A 16,307-nucleotide genomic window follows, 5' to 3' on the forward strand; every position below is an offset into this window, starting at 1 on the left:
GGTGCACCGCCCTGGCGTCCTGCGGCGCCACTCACCCGGCTGGGCCGGGACCGAGGTGGCGACTGCCCCGCCGACCGGCGGGAAGAGGACGCGCGAAGTCGACCCGCTCGCACGGGACGCACCCGACAGCATACGCGTCGTCGAGGGGGCTCCGTCCCGCCGGCCGTCCACAGCCCGCGCGGGCGTCCACACGGCCCGGCCACCTCGGTCACCGGGCGCCGCCTGCGACCAGCATCGGGGGATGCCCCGTCCGCTGGTCGCGCTGCTCCTCGGTCTGGTCGTGCTGGCCGGCGTCGTCCCCGCGACGGCGGCGCCGATCACCGTCGTCGCGTCCCACCCGGAGTCGTCCTGGAGCGCTCCCCTGCCCGGCGGTCCGGTGGTGACCCGCCCGTTCGACCCGCCACCGCACCGCTACGGGCCCGGGCACCGCGGGGTCGACCTGGCGGCACCCCCCGGCTCCCCGGTGCTGGCGGCCGGGAACGGGGTCGTGGTCTTCGCCGGGATGGTCGCGGGGCGCCCGGTGGTGAGCGTGGACCACGTCGGTGGGCTGCGGACGACGTACGAACCGGTCAGATCATCGGTGGGTGCGGGGCGCCCGGTCGCCCGCGGCGAGCCGCTGGGCGTGCTGGAGCCCGGCCACGACGGCTGCCCGGTCGCGGCCTGCCTGCACTGGGGCGCTCGTCGCGGGGAGGATTACCTCGACCCCCTGGCGCTGCTCCGGCCGCCGCGGGTGCGGCTGCTGCCCCTGGACGAGACGACGCGCCACCCTCGGTGAGTGAGCAGTCACGCAACGTCCAGCCTCCGCCGGTGTGGATGCCCGGGGGCCGGGTCGCCCGGCGCTACCGTCGGGAGGTGCGATTCCGACGCAAGCGAGCCGCGAAGCCGGGCTCCGACGAGCCCACCGGCACCCAGCAAGCAGGGGTCGGGCCGACCGCTGCGGGGTCGGCCGCCGGGGGGCCGAGCGGCGCGGTCGAGCCGACCGGAGGGCCGGAGCCGACCGGCATCCGCCCGCCCGCGGACGTCGAGCCCGGTGCCGGCCCGGCCGGTGCGCAGGGGCCCGCGGACGAGCAGGACCCCGACCAGGTGCTCGGCGACCTGCGCCGGGTGGTCGACACCTTCGGCTGGGCGGTGCTGCACGGCGGCGGCACCCCCGGCGAGCCGCGCTACTCGTACACGGTCGGGCTGGCCGCGTGGGAGCACCCCGAGATCGTCGTGGTAGGGCTCCCCTTCCCGGCCGCGGAGAAGTACCTGAACCTGGTGGGCGAGGCGGTCCGCGCCGGCGCCCGCTTCGCGCCGGGCACCGCCACGACGGCGCTGACCGACGCCGACTCCCCCGTGGTCTTCCTCCGCGTCGAGGAGACCGACCGCCTGACCGTCGTCGAGGAGCTCCACGGCACCGTCGACGCGCTGCAGCTCATCTGGCCGGACTCCACCGGCCGGCTGCCCTGGCAGGAGGGGCACCGGAACCCGCCCGGCACGCAGCCGCTGCTGGGGCCCCTGCCGGACGTCGGACCGACCGGCTGAGCACCGGCCCCGGACGCAGGCCGTGCCAGATCAGGCGATGTCGGCGAGCTTGGTGCGCAGGTGCAGGACCGCCTTGGTGTGCAGCTGGCAGATCCGGCTCTCGGTCACCCCGAGCACCCGGCCGATGTCGGCGAGGGTGAGGCCCTCGAAGTAGTAGAGCGAGACGACGACCTTCTCCCGCTCGGGCAGCTGCTCCACGGCGCGGGCCAGCAGCTGACGTGCCTCGCCGTGCTCGGCCATCGCCTGCGGGTCGAGCGCGCTGGGGTCCTGCAGGGTGTCGCCGAGGCGCGGGGAGCCGCCCTCGTCGTCGGTGAGCAGCTCGTCCAAGGCGACGACGTTGACCAGGGAGAGCTGCCCGAGGAACTTGCGGATCTCCTCGACGTCCATGTCCATCGCGGCGGCGACCTCTTCGTCGGTCGGCGTCCGGTGCAGCGTGCTCTCCAGCTCGGCGACGGTGCGCTCGAAGGCGCGCGCCTTGACGCGGACCGACCGCGGGATCCAGTCGGTGTTGCGGAGCTCGTCGATGATCGCGCCGCGGATGCGCGCCATCGCGTAGCTCTCGAACTTGACCTCGCGGGTGGGCTCGAAGCGGGTGATGGCGTCGATGAGCCCGAAGGTGCCGTAGGAGATCAGGTCGGCCTGCTCCACGTGCGCGGGCAGGCCGCTGCCCACCCGGCCGGCGACGTACTTCACCAGCGGCGCGTAGTGCAGGATCAGCCGGTCGCGCAGGCCGGCGTCCCGGCCCTCGACGTACCGCGCCCACAGGTCGGCCAGCACGGCATCGGCGTCCTCGCCGGACTCGCCGATGCGGTGGATGGTTGCCTCAGACACGGTCGCGCTCCTCGGTCGTGCTGCGCGGGCACCGTCCGTGGTCCCGCGTGGTCCTGACTGCCGCCGCAGCTCCTGCCTCCCGGCCGCACACCTCAGGCACGGGGGTGCGCCTGGGCGTGGACCGCACGGAGCCGCTCGACCGTCACGTGCGTGTAGATCTGCGTCGTGGCGAGGCTAGCGTGGCCGAGCAGTTCCTGGACGGAACGCAGGTCCGCGCCGCCCTCGAGGACGTGCGTGGCGGCCGAGTGCCGCAGCCCGTGCGGGCCGACGTCCGGGGCGCCCGGGACGCCGGCCGTCGCGGCGTGCACCGTGCGGCGCGCCTCGCGGGCGTCGAGCCGGCCGCCGCGCAGGCCGAGCAGCAGCGCGGGCCCCGAGCCCGGGCGGGCCAGGGCCGGCCGGCCGCGGGTCAGCCAGGCCTCCACCGCCCGCTCGGCGGGCAGGCCGTAGGGGACGCTGCGCTCCTTGCGGCCCTTGCCCAGGACGCGCAGCAGCCGCCGCCCGCGGTCGACGTCGTCGACGTCGAGGCCGACGAGCTCGCTGACGCGGATGCCGCTGGCGTAGAGCAGCTCCAGCACGACCGCGTCGCGGAGCTGCACCGGCTCCTCGGCCCCCGCGGCCGTCTCCACCAGCGCCCGCGCCTGCTCGGGCGCCAGCACGTCGGGCAGGGTGCGGTGCGCCTTCGGGCTGACCAGCCGCTGGCCGACGTCCTCGGGGGTGAGGCCGGCCCGGCGGAGCCAGGCGGTGAACGCCCGGGCCGCGGAGGCGTGCCGGGCGGTGGTCGACCGGCTGTGCCCGCGCGTGCGGCCCTGGGCCAGCCAGCTGCGCAGGGCGGCGAGGTCGAGGTCGTGGGGCTGGGTGCCGCTGCGCCGGGCGAGGTGGTCCAGCAGCCGGGCCACGTCCCCGACGTAGCTGCGGACGGTGTTCGCCGACAGGTCGCGCTGCCCGGTCAGGTGCTCCTCGAAGCCGGCCAGCGCCTCGGCCAGCGCGGGCGGCAGCCCGGCGCGGACCTCGTCGGTGCTGGGGGTGGCCACGGGGGCACCGTCCGTCGGCTCCCGCCGCCGGTCAAGGCGCCGCGCCGGGCGGCTTCGGCGGCGGGGCCAGCCGCCAGCCCCTCCCCGTCCACTCGACGAGCCCGGCCAGCTCCAGGGCCGGCAGCACGCGGAGCACGTCCAGGACGTCGCAGCCCGCGCTCCGGGCCAGCCGCTCGGGGCTGACGCCCATGCGCACCGGGCAGGCGTCCAGCACGCGGACGGCGACGTCGGAGAGACCGTCCCGCGGCGAGTCCGGGCGCTCCAGCGGCGGGGCCAGGTCCTCGCCGATGCGCCCGACCGCCTCGACGACCTGAGCCGCCGTCGTCACCAGGACGGCCCCGACCTTCTCGTCGCGGAGCAGCTCGTGGCAGCCCACCGACAGCGCGCTGGTCACCGGCCCGGGCACCACCATGACCGGGCGGCCGAGCTTCTGCGCGCGGTGCGCCGTGGCCTGGGCGCCGGAGCGGGCCGCCGCCTCCACGACCACCGTCCCCCGGGTCAGGCCCGCGATGAGCCGGTTGCGGACCAGGAATCGGTGCCGCAGCGGGGCGCAGCCGGGCGGCCACTCGCTCACCAGCAGGCCGTCCTCGGCGATCCGGTGGAAGAGGGCGCCGTTGCCCGCCGGGTAGGGGCGGTCCACACCGCAGGAGAGCACCGCCACCGTGGGCGCCCCCGCGGCCAGCGCCCCGCGGTGCGCGGCGCCGTCGATGCCGAAGGCGCCACCGGAGACGACGGTCCAGCCGCGCTCGCCGAGCTGGTGCCCCAGCTCCCCGGCCACGTGCTCCCCGTAGGCGCTGGACGCGCGGGCCCCGACCACGGCGACCGAGCGCTCCGCGAGCTCGTCGAGCCGGGCCGCCCCGCGGACCCACAGCGCCAGCGGCGGCACCAGCGCCCGCGTGCGGTCGGTCTGGTCCCTGCGGTGGACCGGTTCCTCGGCGACCGCGACCGTCAGCGCGTGCAGCCGGTAGGCGGGCCACTCGTCGTCCTCGGGAACGAGGAGCCGGGCACCGCACCGCTCGGCACGACGGAGGTCGGCGAGGGTGGCGTCCCCCTCCGCCCGCGCGCCGACCAGCGAGCGGATGCCGGGCGGCGCGCTCCCGGCCCGCAGCCGCCGCACCGCCTCGACCGGGCCGACGTCGGCCACGAAGCGCCAGAGGTCGACGGTGCCCGGTTCCACCGCCCGGCTCAGCCACGCCCGCGCCCGGCGCAGCCCCGGGTGAACCACGCCGACCTGCTGCGGCGCCGCGGCGGCGTCCTCCAGGTCCTCCTCGAGCGTGGTCACGCCGCGGCCCGCTGCAGCCGCATGCCGAGGGCCTCGGCGACGTCGTCGGCCGACGGCACGGCACGGCCCGCCAGGTCGGCGACCGTCCACGCGACCCGCACCACCCGGTCGAACCCGCGCACCGAGATCGACCCTCGCTCCAGCGCCCGCTCCGCCAGCCGCAGCGACGCCCGCGGGACCGCGAACCGGTCGCGCAGCAGGCGGCCGGGCACCTCGCTGTTGAGCGACAGGCCGGTGCCGGCCAGCCGCGCCCGCGCCACCGCCCGTGCCCGCGCCACCCGCGCGGCGACGACGGCGGTGGACTCCGGCGCCGGGAGCCCGTCGAGCCAGGCCGCCCGCGTCACCGGCGGCAGCTCGACGCGCAGGTCCACGCGGTCCAGCAGCGGCCCGGAGAGCCGCGCCTGGTAGCGCCGCCGCTCCAGCGGGCTGCAGGTGCACGCGGTGTCCCCCGCGGCGGTCGCGCACGGGCAGGGGTTCGCCGCCAGCACCAGCTGCGCCCGGCACGGGAACGTGGCGGCACCGGCGGCGCGCTGGATGGTGACCTGGCCGCGCTCCAGCGGCTGCCGGAGCGTGTCGAGCACCGCCCGCGGGAACTCCGGCGCCTCGTCGAGGAAGAGCACGCCGCGGTGGGCCCGGCACAGCGCCCCGGGCCGGATCTGGCCCGAGCCACCACCGATGAGCGCGGCCATCGTCGCCGAGTGGTGCGGCGCCTCGAACGTCGGCCGTGTGACCAGCGGCGCCTCCGGCGGCAGGGTGCCCGCGATGGAGTGGATGGCGGTGACCTCGAGCGCCGCCTCCTCGTCCAGGGGCGGCAGCAGGCCGGGCAGCCGCTCGGCGAGCATCGTCTTCCCCGCCCCGGGCGGCCCGGCGAGGTAGAGGTGGTGCCCGCCGGCGGCGGCGATCTCCACCGCCCGGCGGCCGGCGGCCTGCCCGACGACGTCCCCGAGGTCCGGGACGGGCGGCTCCGCGGGCTGCGGACCCCGGACGTGCGGCACCAGCCGTCCGGCGCCCTGCAGGTGGGCGACGAGCTCGGCGAGAGTGGCGACGGCGAGCACCTCGACCCGGTCGACCAGGGCGGCCTCGGCCGCGTTCGCCGCCGGGACGACGACCTGCCCGTGCCCAGCCCGCGCGGCGGCGAGCACGGCGGGCAGGACGCCGCGGATCGCCCGCACCGAGCCGTCCAGCCCGAGCTCGCCCAGCAGAACCAGCCGGTCGACGGCCGCCTCGGGGACCGCACCGGCGGCGGCGAGCACGGCCGCGGCCAGGGCGAGGTCGAAGCCGCTGCCCTGCTTGGGCATCGACGCCGGCGAGAGCCCGATGGTCACCCGGCGGACGGGGAACTCGCCGCCGGCGTTGGCGATCGCGGCGCGCACCCGGTCGACCGACTGGCGGACCACCGCGTCGGGCAGCCCGACCAGCGCCACCCCGGGCAGCCCGGCGGCGATGTCCACCTCCACCTCGACCATGGCCCCGCGGACCCCGGCGAGCCCGACCGACCAGGTGCGGGCGAGCGTCACGAGAACGCCCCCCGCAGGTGGGTGACGACCGCCGGGCGGTCCGGGTGCACGAGCACGCCCACGACGTCGAACCGCACCACGGGCGCGTGCTCGTCGTGCGCGGCCAGCCAGCGCTGCGCCAGCACCCGGATCCGGCGCCGCTTGGCCGGCGTGACCGCCTCCACGGGGTGGCCGTAGCCGGTGCCGCGCCGCGTCTTCACCTCGCAGAAGACCAGGGCGTCGCCGTCGCGCGCGACGAGGTCGAGCTCGCCCTCGCGGCAGCGCCAGTTGCGGTCGAGGACGCGCAGTCCGGCGTCGGTCAGGTGGGCGACGGCGATGCGTTCACCGCGGGCGCCGAGGTCGGTGGTGGGAGGCACCCCCCGACCGTGCCGCCCCCGGGACGGCGAGCCCAGCCCCTGGCGAGGGTCTGTGGACGACGCGGAGGGGTGTGGACGGCTACGGGAGCCGGGGGCCGTCCGGCAGCTCGAGGTCGGGCTTGTCGAGCTCCTCGACGTTGACGTCCTTGAAGGTCAGCACCCGCACGTTGCGCACGAACCGGGCGGGCCGGTACATGTCCCACACCCAGGCGTCGGAGAGCTTCAGCTCGAAGAAGACCTCTCCCCCGGCCTCGCGCACCTGCAGGTCCACGGAGTTGGCCAGGTAGAACCGACGCTCGGTCTCCACCACGTAGGTGAACTGCCGGACGATGTCCCGGTACTCGCGATAGAGCTGCAGCTCCATCTCGGTCTCGTACTTCTCGAGGTCCTCGGTGCTCATCGGTCCTCGGTGCTCGTCAGGGCTCGGGACGCAGGGCGCATGGCCCCATCATCGACCATGGGACCGGAGCCGGTCAGGTGGGTGGTCCGCGCGGCGTGCGCGTCGCGCGCAGCCCGGACGTTCACGAAGCGCATCCGGTGGGCGGGGCAGGGGCCGTGGCGCTCCAGCGCGGTGGTGTGCACGTCGGTGATGTAGCCCTTGTGGCCCGCGAAGTCGTACTCCGGCCAGCGCTCGTGCAGCTCCAGCATGATGCGGTCGCGCGTCACCTTGGCCAGCACCGACGCCGCGGCCACGCAGGCGGCGACCCGGTCGCCCTTCCAGACGGCCAGCCCCGGGCGGGCGAGGCCGGGCACGGGGAAGCCGTCGGTCAGCACGTAGTCCGGGCCCGGGTCGAGGGCGCAGACCGCGCGGCGCAGCGCCTCGATGTTGGTGACGTGCATGCCGCGCGCGTCCAGGTCCTGCACCGGCAGGACGACGACCGACCACGACACCGCGCGGTCGACGATCTCGTCGTAGGCCCGCTCCCGCGCGGCCGCGGTGAGCAGCTTGGAGTCGGCCAGCCCCGGCACCCGGCCGCGGCGCCCCGCGGGCAGGATGCAGGCCGCGGCGACCAACGGCCCGGCGCAGGCGCCCCGGCCGGCCTCGTCGGCCCCGGCGATCGCCTCGAACCCGCGCCGGCGCAGCGCGCGCTCCATGTCCCAGAGCGCGTCGGCGCGGTCGTCGGCGACGGTGCGCCGGGCACGGACCGCCGGCGCGGATCGGGTGGAGGTCGGACGAGCGGGCATCGCGGCACGACAGTACGACGGCGCGCCGGGCGCACGACCGACCCCCGAACACCCCGCAGGCCGGCTCCCCGGGAAGGGGAACCGGCCTGCAGGGCCCGTGGAGGAACGGGTCAGAGGTCGGCGGTCGCCTCGGGCGAACCGGCCGGTTCCGGGTGCGCGCCGCAGCTGCAGCCCGGGGTGCGGTTGGTCAGGACCAGCGACACCGCGTGCGCCCGGTCGCGAGCGCCCAGCTTGCGCAGGATCGCCTTGACATGGGACTTGACGGTGTCCTCGCTGATGAACAGGTTGCGGCCGATCTGTCGGTTGGACTGGCCCTGGAGCAGCTCGTCGAGGACGTCCTGCTCGCGGCGGGTCAGCGGCACCTCGGGGGTGAACGGCTTGGCCGCGGGCACCGCGGAGGGCTCCACCCGGCGGATCTGCGGGTCGACCACCGTGCGCCCGGCGCGGGCGGCGAGGATGGCCCAGCCCAGCAGCGTCGGCGAGGTGTTGATCATCAGGTAGCCGCGGATGCCGGCGGCCAGCGCCTCGTTGACCACGGCCGGGTCCTCGGAGGTGGCCAGCGCGACGATGGCGACGCGCGGGAACCGGCGCCGCAGGTCGCGGCAGGCGTTGAGGGTGGCGGCCCGGCCGGAGCCCAGCTCCACGACGACGGCGTCGGGGCGGGCGGACTCGACCAGCGTGAGGGCCCGCCGCAGCTCGCCGGGGGTGCCGACCGCCTGCATGCCGGCGGTCTCGTTGATCATGCTCACCAGCCCCCGGCGCAGGACGGGCGCGTCGGCGAGGAGGACCACGCGGGTGATGCCGCGCGCGGTGCTCGCCATGGGTGCAGACACAACTGACTCCGTTTCACTTCCGGGAACGTGCAATCAGTCCATCGGAAGGGTGAAACGCTTGCTTGAATGCTTTTCCAGCATTTCTTCGATCAGTTCTCGCAGCCATTCCGGGTGCGTGCGCCGATCACACCCGTAACGGTCGGGCGGTCATTCCGGCGACGAGGACTGCCGCGCCCGCCGTCGCCACGCGGTGAGCGGCACCGCTCCGGCCACCCCGACCGCCCAGGGCAGGACCGCCACCGCGCCGGCCGCGCCGATCGCGCCCCCGGGCGCGACCGGCAGCTCCGCCCCGCTGGCCTCGAGGCCCTGGATGTCGGGTGAGTCCAGCAGCCCGAACCGGTCCAGCGGCCAGACGATGACCGCCGCCTTGCCGATGACGTCGTCGACCGCGACGGTGCCCGCGTACTGGTCGCCCACGTGGGAACGGGAGTCCGCCGACGCCGACCGGTGGTCACCCATGACCCACAGCCGCCCCTCAGGAACGGTCACCGGGCCGAACGCCCGGCTCTCGATGGGGGTGTCCTCGTGGATGTAGGGCTCGTCGAGCGGTTCGCCGTCGACGGTGACCCGGCCCTCGAGGTCGCAGCACTGGACGGTCTGGCCCTCGGTGGCGATGACGCGCTTGACGAAGTCGTCCTCGCTCGGCGGCGCCACCCCGATCGTGCGGCCCAGCCACAGCAGCGCGCCGGTGAACCAGTTGCCGGGTTCGTCGACCGCGATCTCCGGCGTCCAGGTGTCGGGGCCGCGGAAGACCACGATGTCGCCGGGCTCGGGCTCGCCGAACCAGTAGGGCACCTTGTTGACCAGCACGCGGTCTCCGGTGCAGCCCGTGCAGCCGTGCAGCGTCTGCTCCATCGAGCCGGACGGGATGAAGAACGCCTGCACGAAGAAGGTCTTGACGACCAGGGCGAGCACGAAGGCGATCAGCAGCAGGACGGGCAGCTCGCGCAGCAGCGAGCCCTTCTTCGCGTCGCCCGAGCGGCGGCGCCGGGGAGCGCCGGCCGCCGGCGTGGCCCCCGTGCCGTCGTCGGGCTCGTCGGGCTCACCCGGTACGACGTCGGCGGGCCCCCCGGGCCGGTCGCTGCTCATCAGGAGCCAGCGTACGGCGCGGGGGGCCCGCCGGGTCCCAGCCGGTCGGGCCGGCCGGGGACGTGTCCTCGCGGAGAGGTCAGCGCGCGACGGTCTCGCGCTTCTCCTTGATCTTGGCGGCCTTGCCGCGCAGCTCGCGCAGGTAGTAGAGCTTGGCGCGACGCACGTCACCGCGGGTCAGCACCTCGATCTTCTCGACGACCGGGGTGTGCACCGGGAAGGTGCGCTCGACCCCGACACCGAAGCTGACCTTGCGCACGGTGAAGGTCTCGCGGATGCCGCCGCCCTGGCGGCGGATGACGACGCCCTGGAAGACCTGGATGCGCGAGCGGTTGCCCTCGATGACGCGGACGTGCACCTTGACGGTGTCACCCGGGCGGAACGAGGGGATGTCGTCGCGCAACGAGTCGGCGTCGAGTGCGTCCAGGGTGTTCATCTCGGCAGTCCTCAGTCTCAGGTGGCTCGTTCTCGGTCCGGACAGCGGCTTGCCCCGGCTGTCCGTTCCGGGGAGCTGCGGCTCCGGTGCGGAGCTCCCGACAGCCCGGCCGTCGGTCAGCAGCGACTCTCTACTGTGCCACATCCTCAGCCGACGATGCGCGGCGGCCCCGTCCACGGCCCGGCCCGCAGCTCCGCCACCAGGGCGGGGAGGTCGGCCGGGACGAAGGCGGCGCCGGCCGCGAGCTCGCCCGTCGACCACCACTGGTGCGGCTCGTCGGCGAGCACCTCCAGCTCGGTGAGCGCCCCGGGGACCACGTCGTGGACGACGTCGCGCAGCACGAAGAACGTCTCGCGGGTGTCGAAGACCTGCGCGCCGAACGGGCCGACGTGCCGGCGCAGCCACACCGGGCCCTCCAGCGCGGCCGGCTCGACGCGCAGCCCGATCTCCTCGGCGAGCTCCCGGACGGCGGCCGCGCGCAGCGTCTCGCCGTCCTCCACTCCCCCGCCGGGCGTGTACCAGAACAGCACCTCGCCGGGGGGCACGGTGGGATCGGGCAGGCGGGCGCCGAGCAGCAGCACCCGGCCGTCGGGGTCGAGGACGACGACGCGCGCCGTCGTCCGCTGCACGGGCCGGTCAGCCACCGCCCGTCGCCGCCCGCTCCGCGTCGGTGAGCGCGTCCTCGGGCAGCGCGGCCAGCAGGTCGGGACGGCGGGCGGCGGTGCGGCGCAGCGACTCGGCGCGCCGCCACCGCGCGATCGCTGCGTGGTCCCCCGACAGCAGCACCGGCGGCACCTCGTGGCCCCGCCAGATCGCCGGACGCGTGTAGGAGGGGCCCTCGAGCAGCCCGTCGGCGTGCGAGTCGAGCTCGGCGGACTCCCGGTTGCCGAGCACGCCGGGGAGGAGCCGGGTGACGGCCTCGGTCATCACCAGCACGGCGGACTCCCCGCCGGCCAGCACGTAGTCGCCGATGGAGACCTCGGAGACCGGTCCCGACTCCGCCGCCCAGTCGGCGACCCGCTGGTCGATGCCCTCGTAGCGGCCGCAGGCGAAGACCAGCCCGGGCTCGGCCGCCCACTCCACCGCCATCGCGTGGGTGAACGGGCGCCCGGCGGGGGTCGGGACCACCAGCCGGGTGCCGGGCGGGCGGACGGCGTCGAGCGCGCGGCCCCACGGCTCGGGCTTCATCACCATGCCGGGGCCGCCGCCGTAGGGCGCGTCGTCGACGGTGCGGTGCACGTCGTCGGTCCACTGCCGCAGGTCGTGCACCCCGACGGTGACCAGGCCCCGCTCGATGGCCTTGCCCAGCAGCGACTGGCGCAGCGGCGCCAGGTACTCCGGGAAGATCGTGACGACGTCGATCCGGAAGCTCACAGGTCCAGGAGCCCCTCGGGCGGGTCGACCACCAGGAACCCGCCGGCGACGTCGACGGTGGGCACGATCGCCGTCACGAACGGGATCAGCGCGTCCCCGCCCTCCGCGCGGCGGACGACCAGCAGGTCCTGCGCCTCGTGGCGGACCGCGGTGACCTCGCCCAGCGCCGTCCCGTCGGGGAGCCGGGCGGCCAGGCCGACGAGCTGGTGGTCGTAGTAGGACTCGTCGTCGAGCTCGGGCAGGTCGGCGACCCGGACGAGCAGGAGGGTGTTGCGCAGCTCGTCGACGGCCTCGCGGACGTCGTAGACGCCGCCGTCGGGCCCGGCGAGCTGGAGCAGCAGCGTGCCGCTGTGCCACCGCCGGTCGACGACGGTCAGCGGGCCGCGGTCGGCGGGGTCGGTCAGCAGCACCGCGCCGGGGGCGAAGCGCCCCTCCGGGTCGTCGGTGCGGACCTCGACTGTGGCCAGACCACGGACACCGTGGGGCCGGCCGATGCGGCCGACCACCACGGTGTCGGTGGGTTCGTTCTCGGTGCTCAAAGGAGCCGGTGCTCAGCGCCCGTCGGTGTCGACGACGTCGACCCGCAGGCCCCGCCCGCCGACCCCGGTCATCACCTGGCGCAGCGCCTTGGCGGTGCGCCCGCCGCGGCCGATGACCTTGCCGAGGTCGTCCGGGTGGACCCGGACCTCGAGGGTCTTGCCACGGCGGTTGGTGAGCAGGTCGACGGTGACGTCGTCGGGGTTGTCGACGATGCCCCTGACCAGGTGCTCGAGCGCTTCTTCGAGCACGTCTTACTCGGCCGGCGTCTCGGCCGGAGCAGCCTCGGCGGCGTCCGCCGCGGGGGCGTCGGCCTTCGGGGCGGCCTTCTTCTTCGGGGTGGTGGCGCCGGCGGCCGGCTCGTCCATGCCCGCCCGGACGGCCTCCTCGTAGAGGGCCTTCTTGTCCGGCTTCGGGGCAGCGACCTTCATGGGGGCCGGGGCCGGCTCGCCCTTGAACTTCTGCCAGTCACCGGTCACGCGGAAGATGGCGGCGACGGCCTCGGTCGGCTGCGCGCCGACACCCAGCCAGTACTGCGCCCGCTCGCTGTCGACCTCGATGAAGGAGGGCTCCTCCTTCGGGTGGTACTTGCCGATCGTCTCGATCGAGCGGCCGTCCCGCTTGGTGCGGGCGTCGGCGACGACGATGCGGTAGTACGGGGCGCGCATCTTGCCCAGGCGCATGAGCTTGATCTTGGTGGCCACGGTGTGTGGTGTTCTCCTCGAACGCGTTTCGGGTGCTCGCCGGAGCGACGTGTGGGGGTACGCCGGGGCGGAGCCAGGGACACGCACGTCACCGGTGAGAGGGCCGCCGACGCCGTGTTCGACCGACCATGATGCCAGACGGCCGGGCGGGGCGGGCACGCAGCCGGACGAGCCCGGACAGCGCCCCGCCCTCGAGTGCGCAGTTGCGGTCGGCGACACAGCTGGACACGCCGGACACCGCGGTCGCACCTGCACACTCGGCCGGGGAGGGCGGTCCGTCAGCCGCGGACGGCGGCCAGCACGCGGGCGGCGGCGTCGGCCACGGGGACCTCCTCGCGCTCGCCCGTGGCCCGGTCGCGCACCTCGATGACGCCCTCGGCCAGGCCGCGGCCCACGGTGACGATGGTCGGCATGCCGAGCAGCTCGGCGTCCTTGAACTTCACGCCGGGGCTGACCTTCGGCCGGTCGTCGTAGAGCACGGTGAGCCCGGCCCCGACCAGCTCGCGGGCCAGGGCCTCCGCGGCCTCGAAGACCGCGGCGTCCTTGCCGGTGGCGACGACGTGCACGTCGGCCGGGGCCACCTCGCGCGGCCAGACCAGGCCCAGCTCGTCGTGGGTGGACTCGGCGATCGCGGCGACGGCGCGGGAGACGCCGATGCCGTAGGAGCCCATCGTGACGGTGACGAGCTTGCCGTTCTCGTCGAGCACCTTGAGCTCCAGCGCCTCGGCGTACTTGCGGCCCAGCCGGAAGATGTGGCCGATCTCCACGCCGCGGGCGAGCTCCAGCGGGCCGGAGCCGTCGGGCGCGGGGTCGCCGGCGAGCACCTCGGCGGCCTCCACGACGCCGTCCCAGGTGAAGTCGCGCCCGGCCACCAGGTCGAACACGTGCTTGCCGGGCTCGTTGGCGCCGGTGATCCAGCGGGTGCCGGGAACCACCCGGGGGTCGACCAGGTAGCGGATCCCCGACCCGCTCTCGCTGCCGAGCGCCTGAGGGCCGATGTAGCCCTTGACCAGCGCCGAATGCTTGTCGAAGTCGGCGAACGGCTCGACCTCGGCGGGGGCAACCTGGGCCTCCAGCCGCTTGAGGTCGACCTCGCGGTCGCCGGGGATGCCGATGACCAGCGGTTCGCGGGTGCCGTCGGGGTGGACCAGCAGGACGACGACGTTCTTCAGCGTCGAGGCCGCCGTGTAGCCCTCCTCGGGGAACAGCTCCTGCGCGGCGGCGACCAGCGTCTCGATGGTCGGGGTGTCGGGGGTGTCCTCGACGTGCGCCTCAGGCAGGCCCTCCAGCGGGATCTCGTCGGGGACGACGGTGGTGACCGCCTCGACGTTCGCCGCGTAGCCACCGGCCGAGCGGACGAAGGTGTCCTCGCCGATCTCGGTCGGGTGCAGGAACTCCTCGCTCTTCGAGCCGCCCATGGCGCCCGACATCGCCGAGACGATGGCGTACTCCAGGCCGAGCCGGTCGAAGATCCGGATGTAGGCGTCCCGGTGCGCGGCGTAGGACTTGTCCAGCCCGGCGTCGTCGACGTCGAAGGAGTAGCTGTCCTTCATCGTGAACTCGCGGCCGCGCAGCAGCCCGGCCCGGGGCCGCGCCTCGTCCCGGAACTTGGTCTGGATCTGGTACAGCGAGAGCGGCAGGTCCTTATACGACGAGTACAGGTCCTTCACCAGGAGGGTGAACATCTCCTCGTGCGTGGGGCCGAGCAGGTGGTCGACGCCGCGCCGGTCCTTGAGCCGGAAGAGGTTGTCGCCGTACTCGGTCCAGCGACCGGTCGCCTCGTAGGGCTCCTTAGGCAGCAGCGAGGGGAAGTGCACCTCCTGCGCGCCCATCGCGTCCATCTCCTCGCGGATGATGCGCTCGACGTTGCGGAAGACGCGGAAGCCCAGCGGCAGCCAGGTGAACCCTCCGGGCGCGGCCCGCCGGATGTAACCGGCCCGGGCGAGCAGGCGGTGGCTCGCGACCTCGGCGTCGGCCGGGTCCTCCCGGAGGGTCCGCAGGAACAGGGTCGACATCCGCAGCAGCACGCCAGGAGTCTCCCAGGCGCCCGGACGTCACGCGCTGACGCCCTGAATGCAAGGTTCAGCTTGGCAATCAGCGGTCGGGCTGGCGACGGAACCGCAGCAGGCCGACCACCAGGTCCTCGCGGTCGGGAAGGTTGGCACCTCGCACGTCAGCCGCTGCCCATGCCGGCAACAGCGCACGCCGTTACCGGCTCTTCGCGGTTCGTGGTGAATGGCCGGGGCGAGCCGGAGATCGTCAGCGTGGCCCGGAGACGTTGAGGGCCCGTGGTCCTGCTGGGATGGGTGTTGCTGAGACACCAACGCCAGATGAGGTCCACGAGCCGTGTTCGAGCCTACGGGCTCGCAGCGGGATGCTGCGAGCGCGCTCTTCAACTTGCCCGACTACCGCGTGCTGAGCGCCGTCGACGCCGACGATGGCGTGCGCCGGGTCGAGGTGGAGTCCACCGACCCACCCGGCTGCCCAGTCTGCGGGGTGCTCGCCGGGCGCGTGCACTCCCGCCGCCGCCAGACGCTGCGTGACCTCCCGGTCGCCGGACCCACCGAGGTGGTGTGGGTCAAGCGCCGCTGGTTCTGCGACCAGGCCCGCTGTTCACGGCAGACGTTCAGCGAGGTCACCGACCAGGTGCCGGCCTTCGCCCGCTCGACCGCCCGGCTGTGCCAGGCGTTGGTCGCCGCGGTCGTGGTCAGCGGCCGGGCGGCCAGCGAGGTCGCCCGCGCGCACCGGGTCTCCTGGTGGCTGGTGCAGTCCATGCTCACCGCCGCCGCCGACCTCATCACCGACCCCGACGACGTACTCGTGCGCCGGCTGGGGGTCGATGAGCACCGCTACCGCTCGGTGCGCTTCTTCCGCGAGGCCGACGGCGGGTGGCGGCGCTACGAGCCGTGGATGACCACCCTGGTCGACGCCGACACCGGCCGCGTCCTGGGCGTGGTCGACGGCCGCGACTCCGCCGGCGTCGGCGCCTGGCTGGCCGCCCGCTCCGCCGCCTGGCGGGATGCGGTGGAAGTGGTGGCCATCGACCCGTCGGCGGCTTTCCGCAAGGCGCTACGCGACCACCTGCCGCACGCCGCGGTCAGCGTCGACCCGTTCCACCTGGTCAAGCTTGCCAACGACGTCGTGACCGAGGTGCGCCAGCGAGTGGTCCGCGAGCACAAGGGCCGCCGCGGCCGCGGCACCGACCCGGCCTGGACCAACCGGCGGCTGCTGGTGCGCGCCGGGGACACGCTCAGCCCTCGAGCGCTGGCCCGGCTCAAGGCCACCCTGCGCGCCGACGACCCGACCGACGAGATCGGCGCCGCCTGGGGCGTGAAGGAGCAGCTGCGTCGACTGCTGGCCAGCGGCTCATTGGCCGAAGCGCACGAGCAGAAGATGCGTCTGGGCGCGTTCGTGCTGGCCGCGAACATGGCCGAGACCAACCGGCTCTGGGCCACCATCGACGTCTGGTGGGACGCCATCGAGGTGCTCGTCGTCACCGGCGTCACCAACCCGGGGCTTTCACGGGAGAGCGGCGTGACCGGGTGTTGATCAACTGAAAAGTGCTCCTGACCAGCAAGGATGGGTCTTGTCGAGGGACCTATCCGCAC

The 16,307-nt window shown here is 74.9% G+C and carries 19 protein-coding genes; 3 read left to right on the top strand and 16 right to left on the bottom strand.

The features are described 5' to 3' along the window. Positions 1-241: 241 nt before the first annotated feature. Complete coding sequence (locus tag E9529_RS11900; protein WP_236831363.1) at positions 242-775, top strand: M23 family metallopeptidase; 534 nt, start codon at positions 242-244, stop codon at positions 773-775. 77 nt (positions 776-852) lie between these two features. Beyond that, complete coding sequence (locus E9529_RS11905) at positions 853-1,524, top strand: DUF4262 domain-containing protein (RefSeq protein WP_236831364.1); 672 nt, start codon at positions 853-855, stop codon at positions 1,522-1,524. 30 nt (positions 1,525-1,554) lie between these two features. Here the strand turns inward: E9529_RS11905 and whiG are convergent, their stop codons facing one another. The 16 genes from whiG to E9529_RS11985 form a co-directional block, all read right to left on the bottom strand. Continuing rightward, positions 1,555-2,355 carry an RNA polymerase sigma factor WhiG gene (gene whiG / locus E9529_RS11910; RefSeq protein ID WP_236831365.1) on the bottom strand — a complete coding sequence of 267 codons (801 nt, stop codon included), beginning with the start codon at positions 2,353-2,355 and terminating at the stop codon, positions 1,555-1,557. A gap of 92 nt (positions 2,356-2,447) precedes the next feature. Further along, positions 2,448-3,386 (bottom strand): tyrosine recombinase XerC, encoded by a 939-nt coding sequence (locus tag E9529_RS11915; protein ID WP_236831366.1) that lies wholly within the window; start codon positions 3,384-3,386, stop codon positions 2,448-2,450. A gap of 31 nt (positions 3,387-3,417) precedes the next feature. Further along, complete coding sequence (gene dprA / locus E9529_RS11920) at positions 3,418-4,668, bottom strand: DNA-processing protein DprA (RefSeq protein ID WP_236831367.1); 1,251 nt, start codon at positions 4,666-4,668, stop codon at positions 3,418-3,420. Beyond that, a complete protein-coding gene (locus E9529_RS11925; RefSeq protein WP_236831368.1) occupies positions 4,665-6,185 on the bottom strand; it encodes a YifB family Mg chelatase-like AAA ATPase in 1,521 nt (506 codons plus the stop codon). Before E9529_RS11925 ends, dprA begins: the two co-directional genes overlap by 4 nt. Then, complete coding sequence (locus tag E9529_RS11930) at positions 6,182-6,541, bottom strand: YraN family protein (RefSeq protein ID WP_236831369.1); 360 nt, start codon at positions 6,539-6,541, stop codon at positions 6,182-6,184. Before E9529_RS11930 ends, E9529_RS11925 begins: the two co-directional genes overlap by 4 nt. A gap of 79 nt (positions 6,542-6,620) precedes the next feature. Then, the gene (locus E9529_RS11935; RefSeq protein WP_029432918.1) at positions 6,621-6,941 is read right to left on the bottom strand and encodes a DUF2469 domain-containing protein; all 321 of its coding nucleotides are present in this window, start codon (positions 6,939-6,941) and stop codon (positions 6,621-6,623) included. Next, on the bottom strand, positions 6,938-7,726 hold the full coding sequence (locus E9529_RS11940; protein ID WP_236831370.1) for a ribonuclease HII: 789 nt from the start codon (positions 7,724-7,726) through the stop codon (positions 6,938-6,940). Before E9529_RS11940 ends, E9529_RS11935 begins: the two co-directional genes overlap by 4 nt. 110 nt (positions 7,727-7,836) lie before the next feature. Continuing rightward, positions 7,837-8,559, bottom strand: a complete 723-nt coding sequence (locus E9529_RS11945) for a response regulator transcription factor (RefSeq protein ID WP_236831371.1) — start codon at positions 8,557-8,559, stop codon at positions 7,837-7,839. 147 nt (positions 8,560-8,706) lie between these two features. After that, the gene (lepB, locus tag E9529_RS11950) at positions 8,707-9,648 is read right to left on the bottom strand and encodes a signal peptidase I (RefSeq protein WP_236831372.1); all 942 of its coding nucleotides are present in this window, start codon (positions 9,646-9,648) and stop codon (positions 8,707-8,709) included. Between the two features lie 79 nt (positions 9,649-9,727). Then, positions 9,728-10,084 (bottom strand): 50S ribosomal protein L19, encoded by a 357-nt coding sequence (gene rplS, locus E9529_RS11955; protein WP_091933693.1) that lies wholly within the window; start codon positions 10,082-10,084, stop codon positions 9,728-9,730. Between the two features lie 146 nt (positions 10,085-10,230). After that, positions 10,231-10,728 carry an NUDIX hydrolase gene (locus E9529_RS11960; protein ID WP_236831373.1) on the bottom strand — a complete coding sequence of 166 codons (498 nt, stop codon included), beginning with the start codon at positions 10,726-10,728 and terminating at the stop codon, positions 10,231-10,233. Further along, complete coding sequence (trmD, locus tag E9529_RS11965; protein ID WP_236831374.1) at positions 10,721-11,458, bottom strand: tRNA (guanosine(37)-N1)-methyltransferase TrmD; 738 nt, start codon at positions 11,456-11,458, stop codon at positions 10,721-10,723. The genes E9529_RS11960 and trmD overlap by 8 nt, the downstream gene beginning before the upstream one ends. Further along, complete coding sequence (gene rimM / locus E9529_RS11970) at positions 11,455-11,997, bottom strand: ribosome maturation factor RimM (protein WP_236831375.1); 543 nt, start codon at positions 11,995-11,997, stop codon at positions 11,455-11,457. Before rimM ends, trmD begins: the two co-directional genes overlap by 4 nt. A gap of 12 nt (positions 11,998-12,009) precedes the next feature. Then, positions 12,010-12,246, bottom strand: a complete 237-nt coding sequence (locus E9529_RS11975) for an RNA-binding protein (RefSeq protein WP_091933685.1) — start codon at positions 12,244-12,246, stop codon at positions 12,010-12,012. Positions 12,247-12,249: 3 nt separating this feature from the next. Next, complete coding sequence (gene rpsP, locus E9529_RS11980) at positions 12,250-12,699, bottom strand: 30S ribosomal protein S16 (protein WP_236824558.1); 450 nt, start codon at positions 12,697-12,699, stop codon at positions 12,250-12,252. Between the two features lie 278 nt (positions 12,700-12,977). Continuing rightward, positions 12,978-14,726 (bottom strand): proline--tRNA ligase, encoded by a 1,749-nt coding sequence (locus E9529_RS11985; RefSeq protein WP_236831376.1) that lies wholly within the window; start codon positions 14,724-14,726, stop codon positions 12,978-12,980. 319 nt (positions 14,727-15,045) lie between these two features. On the opposite strand from E9529_RS11985, the gene E9529_RS11990 reads away from it, so the two are divergent. Further along, positions 15,046-16,248 carry an ISL3 family transposase gene (locus tag E9529_RS11990; RefSeq protein ID WP_236831377.1) on the top strand — a complete coding sequence of 401 codons (1,203 nt, stop codon included), beginning with the start codon at positions 15,046-15,048 and terminating at the stop codon, positions 16,246-16,248. The last annotated feature ends 59 nt before the right edge of the window (positions 16,249-16,307 follow it).

The sequence above is a fragment of the Blastococcus sp. KM273128 genome, assembly GCF_021698975.1.
GTDB lineage: Bacteria > Actinomycetota > Actinomycetes > Mycobacteriales > Geodermatophilaceae > Blastococcus.